Consider the following 12,386-nt stretch of genomic DNA (forward strand, 5'->3'; position numbering starts at 1 on the left):
GCGTAGCGGGGAGGAGTCGGCGCCACCGCGTACGGGGATTAGCGGTGGTGGGCGAGGAAGACGCGGGCTCGCTCGTCGAGCTCGGCCGCTGCCTGCACGCCACGAGCCCGGTACGGGCGCAGGTCCGAGCGCAGGGAGCGGACGGCCTTGAGGGTGCGGGCGGACTTTACCCCCGCCATGGTGTCGATCGCCCGGCCCCAGGTGGTGCACGCCTGCTCGATGCTGCCTTGCTCGGCCTGCTGCTCAGCCTGGGCAACCAGGTCAAGCGCGATGATCCGCGCGTACGTCGTCCCGGGCCCCGACGGGCTGCGCCTTACAACCGGTCTCGGCGGGGTGTGCCCGCTCTACCTCGCCCACTCCGGCGGGCGCCTGGCCGGCTCGTGGCAGCTGATGGACCTGCGCGCCCACCAGGCCCCGGACCGGCTCGACGAGAAGGAGGTGACACGGCTTCTGACCGGCACCACCCGCTACGGCCACGACACACTGTTCACCAGCATCAAGCGGCTGTCCGAGCGGTCCACCGCGTACGCCGACGCCGAAGGTCTGCGCATGGTCTACCCGGCCGCGGCCGAGCACGCCCAGCCCTCCGAACTGTCCGAGGGCACCGACGGGCCGGCGCTGGTCGGGGCGCTGGAGGCGCTGGTCGACCACATCCACTCCCACCGCCCCCTGGTCCCGGCGCAGACCGCGGCCCAGTTGTCGGGCGGGAAGGACTCCACCAACCTCTCCCTCTCCCTCGCCCTCACGCACCCGGGCGCGATCACCCCATGTGCGCTGCTGATCGGCGGCGAGGCCGGGCCCCAGCAGGAGACGCGGCGCCGCATGGTCATCGACCACGCCGACTTCGCCGACGACGTCACCGTGCCCGCCGCCAACCATCCGCCGCTCGCCCCCGGAGGTCTCCGCCGGGCCCGTCCCGAGGCGATCAGTCCGCTGGACGAGCCGCACCTGGAGGCCGCCGACGCACTCGCCCAGGCCCTGATGGCACGCGGCATCACCACCGTGGTCACCGGGTTCGGCGGCGACGAAGTCGCGCGCGTCCGCCGCCCCGACGGCGGGCCCGTACGTACGCCGACCGCGCCCACCTGGTGCGGCGAGCGGGTCCGTGACCTGCTCGGCGAGGTGAACACCGGAATCTCCCCGGCCACCGTGGCACCCGAGACCGCGCTGGTCGCCCTGGAGGTCGCCACCCCGCTCCTCGCCCGGCGCGGCATGTGGACCGTCGCCCCGTTCACCGACCCCGACCTGGTGCGCTTCGGGCAGCGCCTCCCCATCGAGTGGAAGCGGGACAAGCGGCTGCTGACCGAACGGTTCGCACAGCGTCGCCTGCCCGACGCCGTGGTCCACCCCGTACTGCGGGAGAACTTCGGCCATCTGATGAACCGATCGATCCACGCGTACGCATCCGGGCTGTTGCGCGGCTGGGGCAAGGATCTGCACCTCATCGACCAGGGATACCTCGACGCCGACGTACTCACCAAGACCGTCGAGCGAGCCGCCCTCAGCCCCGACGAGACCGCGCCGTACCGCACGGGCCTGTTCCTGATCACCTCCATCGAGCTGGCCCTGCGGGCCCTGTAGACGGCTCCTCCACCACCCGGGCGACTTCGGCTCGAACGGCCCCGAACGCCCCGTCGGACGCACCAGGATGGGGCGGGTGACGCAGTCCTCACCCGCCCCGAAAACCACCCGTTCCCCGCAGCAGGTCGGCTACCAGAGCGACCCGCACTTCGAGGACATCGCCAACGCCTCCTGGTGGCGGATGGCCGCCCGGCTTCCACGTACGCTCGCCGCCGCCGTACGGCTCGGCTGGGCCGCCGACCGGCGAGCGATGCTGTGGCTCGCGCTCTGCCTGCTGGTCGTCGCGGCCTCCTCCGCCGTTGCCCTCGCTGCCCTGCCCAGCGCGATGAACCACCTCTTCACCGGAGGCGCGGTCGCCGACCGCGTGAGCGCCGCCACCCCCGCACTGATCGTGGTCGCCGTCGCCACCGGGGTACGGGCCGGGGCCGACGCGCTCGCCGTCTACGCCTCCGCGCGGCTCGCCCCCGAGGTCGCCACCGAGGCGGACCTCCAGATCCTGGCCGCGACGCCGGAAGTGGAGCTGGAGGCGTACGACTTGCCCGGCTTCACCGACCGCCTCCAGGCCGCCGGCAAGGGCGCCGAGGCGACCGAGAACCTCATCGGCGACGCCCAGGCCCTCGTCTCCGCCCTCGCTCAGCTCGTCGCCGCCGCCTCGGTGCTGACGGTGCTGCACCCGCTGCTGCTGCCGCTGCTCGTCCTCGCGGTGGTGCCCAAAGGCGCGGCTGCGGTCGCCACCGCTCGGATCCAGCACCGGGCCGACCACCAGAACATTTCCGACAACCACCTGCGCTACCTGCTGCGGTACTACTCCACCGACCGCCGCACCGCCGCCGAGGTCCGCGCCACCACCATGTCCGGCTTCCTGATGACCTGGTACCGCCAGATCACGGACCGGATCAAGGCCACTCACCGGGCCGCTGCCCCGCGAGTCCTGCGGGCCACTCTGCTCGGCGCGAGCCTGAGCGGACTGATGCTCAGCCTCACCTGGGCCGCGCTCGGCTGGCTCGCCGCCACGGGCCGCATGGACCTTGCCCTGGCAGCCACCGCCGTCATCGCCGTACGCACCTCCACCGGCGCCCTGACTTCCCTCGTCATGGCCGCAGCACGGCTGTTCCGCACGTCCCTGTACCTGGAGGACTGGCAGGCGTTCCTGCGCCGGGCCAACGCCCTGCGCGCCGTACGAGGAACCGAGCAGGTTCCGGTCGGCGCGCCCGCCGTGATCGAGGTGAAAGACGTCATCTACACCTATCCCGGCGCGGACGCCCCGGCGGTCGACGGAGTCAGCCTCACCCTGCGCCAGGGCGAGCTGATCGCTCTGGTTGGCGAGAACGGCTCAGGCAAGACAACCCTGTCTGCCCTGCTCACCGGGCTACGGATCGCCAACGGCGGCGGCAGCGTGGTCTGGGACGGGGTGGATCTGGCCGGGGCCGATCCGCACAGCGTGTGGTCCCGCGTCGGCCTGGTGCCACAGGACTACACCCGCTGGCCCATGGACCTGCGAGCCAACATCCATCTCGGCCAGCCCCGCACCGCCGACGACGCCCTACTCCTCGAAGCCGCGCGGGCGGCCGGCGCGGACAGCGTCATCGCAAAGGCCCCGTACGGGCTCAACACCCTGGTCGCCGGCTCCAACTGGGGCGGTACCGACCTGTCCGGTGGGCAATGGCAGCGCATCGCGGTCGCCCGAGCCTTCTACCGCGACGCGGCCGTGCTCATGCTCGACGAGCCCACCAGCGCCATGGACCCGCGCGCTGAGCACCTGGTCATCAGCCGCTTCAAGCAGCTCGCCACCGGCAAGGCCGCTGTGTTCGTCACCCATAACCTGGAGAACGCCCGGATCGCAGACCGGATTGTCGTCCTCGACGGCGGCCGGGTGCGTGAGGAAGGCGGCTTCGAGGCGCTGATGGATCTTGGCGGACTGTTCGCGGAACTCTACAAGCTCTCCCAGGACCGGTGAGCGACGGCGGGGGCAGCCGCCTTCTCGTCATACGCCCGTGCCGCTTCGGCCGTCCGGGACGCTTCGTACGCTCGTGCCAGGGCCGCTCTCTCCTCGGCCACCCCCTCGCCCCGGGCCGTGGCAGGCTGGCCCCAGACCCAGTGCCCCGCGACGTCGTACGCCCGACGCCCGTTCAGGAGGACCTCCGCACATGGCCGTCAGTGAGCAGCCCGATGTCCCCGACGAGTCCTGGCCGGGTGTCCGCGCCCGGCGGCTGGCCAGGCACAGTCTGGACGTACCGGCCGCCGCCGGGCGGATTCCGGCGGTCGCGGGCGCGATATGCGGCGCGCATGCGCAGGTGATGTCCGCGGCCGAGCTGTCGATCGGGCTGCGGACGGCCGGGACGACCCGTGCCGATGTGCGACGGGCGCTGTGGGAGGACCGTACGCTGGTGAAGACGTTCGGGCCGCGCGGCACGGTGCATCTGCTGCCGTCCCACGAACTGCCGCTGTGGACGGGCGCGTTGGCCGCCGTACCGATGCCTCCGGGCGGGCTGCCCGTGGCGGCCCGTATGGACGGCGCGCAGACCGACGCCGTGGTCGGCGCCGTCGCGGACGTGCTGCGCGAGGGCGAACCGCCCACAGTCGACGAGCTGAGCGAGGCGGTGATCGCACGGCTCGGGGACTGGGCCGCCGACCCGGTCGTCCCTGGCTTCGACGGGATGTGGCCGCGCTGGCGGCAGGCGCTGCACACCGCCGGTCATCGTGGAGTGCTGTGCTTCGGCCCGAACCGCGGGCGGAAGGTCACGTACACCAGTCCGGACCGCTGGCTGCCCGGTTTCACACCGATGGACGCGGACGCGGCCCAGGCCGAGGTCCTGCGCCGCTATCTGCGCGCCTACGGCCCGGCGAACGCGCGGCACTTCGCGCAGTGGCTGAGCGCGCCGCGCCCTTGGGCGAGCGCGCTGTTCGCCTCGCTGCGCGAGGAGTTACGGCCGGTGGGACGCGGGGCAAGCGGCAAGAGCGGCCAGACCGGCGAGAGCGCGGGTACGACAGCGGATACGACACTCTTCGAGCTGGCCGACGAGCAGGCCGATCCGCCCGGCGCCGATCCGCCCGGCGCCGGCCCGGACGGCGCCGATCCGGACGGGCTGCGGCTCCTGCCGTACTTCGACGCCTACGCGGTGGGAAGCCATCCGCGTGCGCGCGTCTATCCCGGCCAGGCCGCCGAGCGCGCCCTGACGCGCGGGCAGGCCGGCACCGTACAGGTGGTCACCATCGGCGGTGTGGTGTCCGGCGTGTGGCATCAGAAGCGCTCCGGACGCAAGGTCGCCATCAAGGTCGAGGCCTTCCAGGAACTGACGAAGCGTCAATTGGCCGACCTGGAAGCCCAGTCGGAGCGCGTCGGCCAGATCCTGGAGGCCGTCCCCAGCCTGGCTCTCGGCACCGTCGACACCGGCAGGCATCTCTGAATCCAGCACAGTCAGTCGGGCTCGCGGAGTCTCGCGATTGAGCTGATGAGCTCTACCTCGGCTTCGGCAAGGTCCGGCCACGGGAACTCGTAACCGTTGCGCAACAGAACAAAGCCGTGCATGGCCGCCCACAATTGCGTTGCGGTGGACAGGACGTCTTTCACGCCGGAGGATCCGTCGGCGATGCAGAGTCGGACGCCGTCCATGAGGTAGGCGAACGGCCCGGCGTCGGGGTTGCGGTTGTCCGGCTCGTCTGCGGGGGCGGGGCGGGGTTCCGCTCCGCGAAGGAGCCGGTTGCGCTGGAAGAGCAGTCCGTACAGATTCGGGTTGTCGACCCCGAACGCCATGTAGGCGCGGCAGCCGGCGATGAGCTGGTCCCGAGGCGTCTCGATTCCTTGTTTCGCATCCGTGATGAAGCGGCCCAGTTGGGCGAAGGTCTCGACGGTGACGGCCTGCACGATCTCGTCCGGGCCGGCGAAATGCAGGTAGATCGACTGCGGTGCGATGCCGATCCGCCGCGCCAGCCCACGCAAGGTCACCGAGCTCGCGTAGCCGTCCTCGATGAGAATCTCTCGGGCGGCCGTCACGATGTCGTCGCGTAGTGCATGCCCCGCACCTCGGGCGTTGCGCCGTCTGCTCCCGGCAGCCTCTTTGCTCACGGCCGTAACTTTACGCCGACGCCAAATCGGTGCGAACGCGCGTCATGCGAACGCGCGTCAGCCGAGAGGGTCGGGGACCTCGTCGGCGGTGGCCGCAGCGCCCAGCAAGGCGGTGTCGTCACCGCGTAGCGGTTGACCGTGGCCGAAGCAGACGGTGTCGACATCGATGTCGGCGAAGCGGCGGAAAGATTCACGGGCCAGTGGCCGGTCATGGTTGAACGGCCCGAGTATGACCTGGCCCTGGTGCTCGGTGGCGATGTCACCGGTGAACAGGACGGCCTCGTTCGGGAAGTGCAAGGCGATACTGCCGTCGGTGTGGCCGGGAGTCGACAGGACGCGGGCGCCGATCGCGTCGAGGATCTCGTCGTCTTCGAGCTCGCGGTCGACACGGGAAGGTGCGGCGTCGGGGATGGTGCCGGCGATGTGGGCGTAGAGCCCCTCCTCGTTGTGGGTGAGGGCGGGAAACGAGCCGTAGCTGTCCCCGCGGATGATCGGGGCATCGCCGCGGTGCGCCCAGATGCGAACATTCGGCCAGGTGGCCAGTTCGGCAGCCGACCCGGCGTGGTCGGGATGCCAGTGCGTCAGGACGACGTGGGTCAGCGACTCCCGGTCCAGGCCCCAACCACGCAACGCCTCGGTGATGGCCTCGCCTTGCCCGGCGATGCCGGTGTCGACCAGCACCGCGTCCGACCCGCGGCGCAGCAGGTAGGCCTGCCCGGGCCCGTTGTCGAGCACCATGCGCAAGTCAGGACGCAGATCAACGATCTTCACAGCAGTCTCCCTTGATCAAACCGGACGGATTCACCCGCGGTAGCCGTGAGCCCTGATAACCTCACGACCTTCAACTCACAGGTGTGATGTTACGGGCGCGATCTTGGCTTGGCAATGCCTCGCTGATGCGGGTCTGCGTGCGTTGGTCAGGTCGTTGCCGTGTCGACTTGCGCCTTGCCGCCTTGCGCTGCCCATACCTCCAGGCCGAGGCCGAACATCCGGTCCAGCACCAGCCACGCGGTCTCCACCAGGAACAGCGGTATCGCGAGGGCAAGGTCCGCGCCTCGGCGTGTTCGGTGCGACCAGGGGCACCGGCGATTCGGCGCTGGAAGGGCGCCGGAGCCGATGATCGCGCCGTGTCCGATCCGTACGCCGGGCATCACCGTCGTGCCGTAGCCGAACCCAACGTCGTTGCCGACGATGGTGTCGCCTCGGTTCGGCAGGCCGGTGAGCAGGTCGAAATGCTCGGACCATGAGCCGCCCATGGTGGGGAAAGGGAAGGTCGAAGGGCCGTCCATACGGTGGTTGGCACGGTGGTTGGCGCCGTTCATGATGAACCGCACTCCTGTGCCCACCTGCACGTACGGCAGCGAAGAGCCCCGCCGCTCCGAGAGGGAGTGCCGGCGGGGCTCGGGTTGGCGCGCATGAGGCGCCGCATCAGACAGTGTCGAGTTTGCCTGCCTTGACGCCCTCTACGAACGAGGCGAACGCGCCGACAGGGAGGTCCAGAACCGGACCGCTCGGGTTCTTGGAGTCACGGACGGGAACCACGCCACGCGAAGCGGCGAGGTTGGCGGCCACCTCAACACAGTCACCGCCGTTGTTGCTGTACGAGGACGTGAACCAACGGGGGGACTCGTTCGTCACGGGATGCCCTTTCACGCGTCGAAGCTGCGGGCGAACCCGCCTGCCTTGACACCCTCTACGAACGAGGCGAACGCACCGGCAGGGAGGTCCAGAACCGGACCGCTCGGGTTCTTGGAGTCACGGACGGGAACCACGCCGCGCGCAGAGGCGAGGTTGGCAGCGACCTCGATGCACTGGCCGCCGTTGTTGCTGTAGGAGGAGGTGAACCAACGGGGGGACTCGGTCGTCACGGGATGCCCTTTCGTACCTGCTCGATCATGGCCACGGAAGCCGCCTGGGAGAGCGCTTCGGCCTGTAGCTGATGGTAGGCCGTCAGTATGGGCACTACGGAAGTCGTCTCACGGTCCAGGTGTCCCTGAGTTTGAGACTCGGCGTAGGCGACTACGGATCGGTCGGACAGCGTCAGCACTGTGACGGGCAGGTCGAACGAACGGCGCTCGCCCATGTCGAACGGCGCTACCTGTAGCACCGTGTTCGGGGCGGCGGCGAACTCGACCAGCCTCTCAAGCTGCGGCTCCATGACCGCACGGCCGCCGACGGTTCGCCGGATGCAACTTTCGTCCATCACGAGAAACATCATCGGAGGGCGGGACCGCTCCAACGCCTGCTGCCGTTCCGCCAGAAACGAGACTCGTTCGTCGGCCTGCTCAGGCGTGATGGCGCGCCGCTGTACGGCACTGTCGGCAAGTACCCGTGCGTACTCCGGAGTCTGTAGCAGACCAGGGATGATCCCGATCTCGTACAGCCGGATCTCGACCGCCCGGCCCTCGTACCCCACGAACTCCGAGAAGCCTTCCAGCAGGGCGCCATGCTTGATCTCACGGTACTTGCGCTCGAACAGGTCACCGGTACCCAACGCACGGTCAGCACTGCGCGCGAACCGCAAGGTTGGCATCTTCCGACCAGTTTCAACGGCCGAAATATGCGTGCTGGAATATTCCATCTGGGCGGCCAGGTCTTCCTGCTTCCAGCCCTTCGCTTCCCTGAAGCGGCGCAGTTCTGCTCCGTAGGCGGCTTGCGGACTGCTGTCCGGGTTGAGTTCCTTCCGGTTGACCATCTGGCACCAACTCTCCTGTCATCTCTGACACGTTGAACGCTTCCTGACTCTACGCCACTCTGAGTGCTCCCAGTAGCCGTATCGCTACGGAGAGGAGCGGACCTTGTCATGGAAGCACACTTCCCCCAAGTCCCTCAGCGAAGCGGACGAGTTGCCCCCGGAAGAAGGCGGAGTGACCGCCGGCCTTCCCGAGGGCGGCGAGTTCCCGCCCCGATCCGGTATCGAATTTCCCCCGTGCCGCTGCCCCATGTGCGTGCACCGTCCCCCGGAACCGACGGACGACAGTCCGGCCATGGCGCGGCTCATGCCCCGCCTTCAGCAGGACACGGCCCAGCGTCACCGTGAAATGGACATCCTGGGACGGCGGCTGTGACCGACAAGCCTGCCCACCACTACGAAAGCGAATACCGCGCAACGTGTCCCGTGATCAGCAGCCCCGATGCTACGTGTGCCACTGGCCGGTGGCACCTGAGGAACCTCAGCGCAGTACGTATTGGGATGCGCCCTCCGGTCCCGGATGGTACATGCCCGCACACGAAGACTGTTTCAAAGCGGCTGAGGGAGAAAGCGACCACGAGAAGAGTCCGTGAATTCGGCCGGGTTCCTTTCGTGCTGTTCCAGGGCCACGCTATTCCGGGGGCACGCTATTCCAGGGCCACGATCACGCGGACCGGGAGGTCGGTGTCCTCCTGGATGACTCCGGCGACCAGCTTCCGGCCGTCCAAGGTCCACTTCCGGTACGCGATGAACTCGTCCGCGTCCTCGTCCGCGCCCTCCTCCGTGCCCTCGGCCTCGGTGAGGTGCGCGGCCAGGGCGGAGGACTCGATCCCGGGCAGGACGGCGGCCAGCGCCTGTTCGCCCTCCTCGTAGACCGCGTCCAGGTCCTCGAAGTAGCCGGTGTCCTCGTCCGCGTCCCGTATCCATACGGTGAACTCGACGCGGACACCGCCGTTGTACGGATGGACCCAGCCTCCGACGCCGTCCTTGTCCCATGACGTCTCGAAGCCGTTCTTCGGCCGTCCGCCGGCCTGCCAGCCCTGGGCCGCGAACTCCGCCGCCACGCTCTCGCCGGTCAGCGGAACGCGATTCCGGATGCCTTCCAGCAACTCGACCACTACTTCGACCATTACAGCCATGCGCTCATTCCACTCATGCCATTGCCCGGTACGTGATAAGCCTTGAGTTTTCCACTGGCGACCGCTTCCGGGAACACTCGGGCCAGGACCTCGTTCACCGCAGAACGTATACGGATTGTGCACATAGGTGAGCGGATTCGGCGCGGGCGCGATTCCGAGCGGATCCGGTGTGACATAGCGGCCGGTTTCCGGATCGTAATGCCGGAAGAAGTTGTCCCGCAGCCCGGTTTCCGGATCCTCGTACTGCCCTGGAAAACGGAGCGGTGTATAGGCTGAGCCGCCCGGTTTCCACGCGGTGATGCCCCAGCTCGTGGACCGCGCGCTCCAGGCCACCTTCCCGGTCTCGTCCACGAGTTCGGTGGGAGTGCCCACGAGATCCGAGACGATGGCGAAGAAGCGGGAGTCGAATTCATCCTGCGAGAGCGTCTTGAGCTCGTACTGGGCGATCGGGCGGTGACCGTCGTACTCCCATGTCAAGGTGACACCGGCGGCCGTGTCCGACTGTTCCTGTTCCTGCTCCTGCTCCGCGAGACGGGAGCCGTCCCAGGCGAACACCGTCCGTTCGGCGATCCCGCCGTCCGCGGTCCGGCGTTCCTTGGCGGTACGGCGGCCCAGCGGGTCGTAGGCGTAGGTCCACAGCGTCCCGTCGGGCGTGGTGCACGCGATCAGCCGGTCCTCGGAGTCCCAGGTGTAGCGCCATATGTCGGGCTTGCGGGACAGCCGCTTCTTACGGCGCTCCGTGACGCGGCCCGCCGCGTCGTACGTGTAACTCACGGCGCCGGCCGTACGGATCCGCGTCCCGTCGTACGCGCGCCCGCCGCGGCTCCCGGAGTGCGGAGCCCTGTCGGGCCAGGAGCCGGCCGTCTGGTTTCCGGCCGCGTCGTACGCGTACTCCTCGCGCCAGTCGTCCGCCGCGCCCGCAGTCACCGCCAACGGCCGCCCGACGACGTCCAGTTCGAAGGTGGTGACCGCGCCCGAGAGCCGGTCCTCAATGCGGGTGAGATGGTGGTCGGCGCGGTACCGGTAGGCCCGCGCACTCAGCGTCCGGTCCGGCGCGGCGACGGTCTGCTCGGTGAGACGGCCGGCGGAGTCCCAGGCGCTGGTGACGGACACCGGCATCGCGGTGGCCTCGCCGAAGATCCGGGTCCGTTCGCGGCCGAGCCGGTCGTGCGTGAACGCGACGGTGTGTCCCGCGATGTCGAGCGCGGTCCGGTTCCCGGCCAGGTCGTACGTACCGTGTGTGGACGCGCCGCTGGGCGTGGTGCGGCCGGCCCGTCGCCCGGCCTCGTCGTAGGAGAAACGGACGGCACGCCCGTCGGTCACCTCTTCCACGACGCGGCCCAGCACATCGTGCTCGACGGTCAGCTCGGACGTGGGCGAGGCGATCCGTACGAGCCGTCCCAGCGCGTTGTAGCCGTAGTGCGTGGTGCCCTCGGGCGCCGATTTCGCCACGATCCGGCCCAGCGCGTCGCGGTCCACCGTCAGTGTCTGGCCGAGCGCGTTCGTACGGGAGACCAACTGCCCGAGCGGATCGTGGCCGTAGGCGAGCCTGCGGCCGTCGAAGTCCGTCTCGGAGAGCAGCCGGCCCGCCCGGTCGTAGGCGTATGTCCAGCTCAGCCCTCGGCCGTCGGTGACCCGGGTGCGCCGCAGCTCCGTGTCGTACGCGAACTCGTGCCGTACACCGTCCGGTGTGGTGCGGGCGACGAGCCGGCCGAAGGGCCCGTACTCGTACGAGGTCACACTGCCCGTGGCATGTGTGTGGCGCAGGCAGTTGCCCTCGCCGTCGTACTCCCAGAGCTGGGTGGCGCCGTCGTGGTCCTCCCTGCGCGCGAGAGTGCCCTCCACCGTCCAGGTGAGCCGGCAGACGGCTCCGGTGGCGTCGGTGAGGGCCGACGGGCGGCCGAAGGGATCGCGTACCACCTCGGTGGTGTTGCCCAGCGGATCCGTCACGGCGACGGGCAGTCCCGCAGGGCTGTTGGTGACGCGGTGGACGGCTCCGGCGGTGTCGGTGGTGGTGCGGCGTGCGCCCGACGCGTCGTAGGCCGCCCTGGTCACGGCGCCGTCCGGAGCATGGATCTCCGTCAGATTGCCGCGGTCGTCGTACCGGTGCTGCCAAGTGGAGCCGTCCGACCGTGTGATGGCCGTGGGCTGGTGCAGTTCGTTGTGGCGGACGGTGACCGTCGAACCGTCCGGCAGGTCGACCGCGGCCAGATCGCCGTGCTCGTCCCAGGAGTACCGCGTCCGCTGTCCGAGTGCGTCGGTGTGCGACAACATGCGGTCGTGGCGGTCCCAGGTACGCAGGGTGCTGTGGCCGAGCGGATCGGTCTCGCGGACCACCTGGAGGAGTTCGTTCAGATGGAGTGTGGTGGTGGCGCCGGTGGAGTCGGTTTGACTTCCGCTCCCCGTCCTAAAGGGCGGGGATTCCTGCCACGGTCGGCTGACCGTCTCGGTGGGTTCCTGCTTCACCGCGCTGGGCCGGTACGAGTACCGGTCTTACCTGCGCTCGACAGGCTGACACTGCCAGTCCGGCGGCCTTGGCGACGTTGACCGCCGCGTTGATGTCCCGGTCGAGGACGGCCCCGCAAGCCCCGCATTCCCACACGCGGATGTGCAGGGGTTTGGGGCCGTCCTTGACGCCGCACACGGAGCAGACCTGAGAGGTCGGCTCGAACCGTCCGATGCGGTGGAAGCCGCGGCCGAACTTCGCGGCCTTGTACTCCAGCATGCTGACGAACGCGGACCATCCGGCGTCGTGCACGGACTTGGCCAGGCGCGTACGGGCGAGTCCCCTGACCGCCAGGTCCTCAACGGCAAGTCGGGTAGCCGGGACGCATTGCTGCGTCCCGGCCCCCTCAGAACCGGACGTGCGACTCACATCGCATCCGGCTCAAGCAAGCCCCACGGACAT

Annotated in this window: 11 protein-coding genes and 2 pseudogenes; 3 read left to right on the forward strand and 10 right to left on the reverse strand. The window is 69.4% G+C overall.

The window, feature by feature from the left end; genetic code table 11:
• Window positions 1-38: 38 nt before the first annotated feature.
• Window positions 39-179, reverse strand: coding sequence for a hypothetical protein (locus ACFV6H_RS20045; RefSeq protein ID WP_385543755.1), 141 nt, complete (start codon window positions 177-179; stop codon window positions 39-41).
• 91 nt (window positions 180-270) lie between these two features.
• Here ACFV6H_RS20045 and ACFV6H_RS20050 point away from each other — a divergent pair, with 91 nt between their 5' ends.
• The 3 genes from ACFV6H_RS20050 (at window position 271) to ACFV6H_RS20060 (ending at window position 4,988) form a co-directional block, all read left to right on the forward strand.
• On the forward strand, window positions 271-1,581 hold the full coding sequence (locus ACFV6H_RS20050; protein WP_385543758.1) for an asparagine synthase-related protein: 1,311 nt from the start codon (window positions 271-273) through the stop codon (window positions 1,579-1,581).
• A 67-nt stretch (window positions 1,582-1,648) separates the two neighbouring features.
• Window positions 1,649-3,538 carry an ATP-binding cassette domain-containing protein gene (locus tag ACFV6H_RS20055; RefSeq protein WP_384978975.1) on the forward strand — a complete coding sequence of 630 codons (1,890 nt, stop codon included), beginning with the start codon at window positions 1,649-1,651 and terminating at the stop codon, window positions 3,536-3,538.
• Between the two features lie 190 nt (window positions 3,539-3,728).
• A complete protein-coding gene (locus ACFV6H_RS20060; RefSeq protein WP_385543762.1) occupies window positions 3,729-4,988 on the forward strand; it encodes a winged helix DNA-binding domain-containing protein in 1,260 nt (419 codons plus the stop codon).
• Between the two features lie 11 nt (window positions 4,989-4,999).
• Here ACFV6H_RS20060 and ACFV6H_RS20065 read toward each other — a convergent pair whose 3' ends face one another.
• From ACFV6H_RS20065 to ACFV6H_RS20105, 9 genes and pseudogenes are all read right to left on the reverse strand, one after another.
• On the reverse strand, window positions 5,000-5,647 hold the full coding sequence (locus ACFV6H_RS20065) for a TetR/AcrR family transcriptional regulator (RefSeq protein WP_385543765.1): 648 nt from the start codon (window positions 5,645-5,647) through the stop codon (window positions 5,000-5,002).
• A 57-nt stretch (window positions 5,648-5,704) separates the two neighbouring features.
• Window positions 5,705-6,418, reverse strand: a complete 714-nt coding sequence (locus ACFV6H_RS20070) for an MBL fold metallo-hydrolase (RefSeq protein WP_385543768.1) — start codon at window positions 6,416-6,418, stop codon at window positions 5,705-5,707.
• A gap of 146 nt (window positions 6,419-6,564) precedes the next feature.
• Window positions 6,565-6,768, reverse strand: coding sequence for a DUF6234 family protein (locus ACFV6H_RS20075; protein WP_385543809.1), 204 nt, complete (start codon window positions 6,766-6,768; stop codon window positions 6,565-6,567).
• A pseudogene (locus ACFV6H_RS20080) lies at window positions 6,748-7,002 on the reverse strand (antibiotic acetyltransferase); the annotation flags it as partial. The pseudogene ACFV6H_RS20080 and the gene ACFV6H_RS20075, both read right to left, overlap by 21 nt.
• A 73-nt stretch (window positions 7,003-7,075) precedes the next feature.
• Window positions 7,076-7,285, reverse strand: a complete 210-nt coding sequence (locus ACFV6H_RS20085) for a DUF397 domain-containing protein (protein ID WP_385543771.1) — start codon at window positions 7,283-7,285, stop codon at window positions 7,076-7,078.
• An 11-nt stretch (window positions 7,286-7,296) separates the two neighbouring features.
• The gene (locus tag ACFV6H_RS20090) at window positions 7,297-7,515 is read right to left on the reverse strand and encodes a DUF397 domain-containing protein (protein ID WP_385543774.1); all 219 of its coding nucleotides are present in this window, start codon (window positions 7,513-7,515) and stop codon (window positions 7,297-7,299) included.
• The gene (locus ACFV6H_RS20095) at window positions 7,512-8,342 is read right to left on the reverse strand and encodes a Scr1 family TA system antitoxin-like transcriptional regulator (RefSeq protein WP_384978993.1); all 831 of its coding nucleotides are present in this window, start codon (window positions 8,340-8,342) and stop codon (window positions 7,512-7,514) included. Before ACFV6H_RS20095 ends, ACFV6H_RS20090 begins: the two co-directional genes overlap by 4 nt.
• A 644-nt stretch (window positions 8,343-8,986) precedes the next feature.
• Window positions 8,987-11,815 (reverse strand): RHS repeat-associated core domain-containing protein, encoded by a 2,829-nt coding sequence (locus ACFV6H_RS20100; protein WP_385543777.1) that lies wholly within the window; start codon window positions 11,813-11,815, stop codon window positions 8,987-8,989.
• 70 nt (window positions 11,816-11,885) lie between these two features.
• A pseudogene (locus tag ACFV6H_RS20105) lies at window positions 11,886-12,293 on the reverse strand (RNA-guided endonuclease InsQ/TnpB family protein); the annotation flags it as partial.
• Window positions 12,294-12,386 lie beyond the last annotated feature (93 nt).

The sequence above is a fragment of the Streptomyces sp. NPDC059743 genome (assembly GCF_042732975.1).
In the GTDB taxonomy this organism is placed as follows: Bacteria; Actinomycetota; Actinomycetes; order Streptomycetales; family Streptomycetaceae; genus Streptomyces.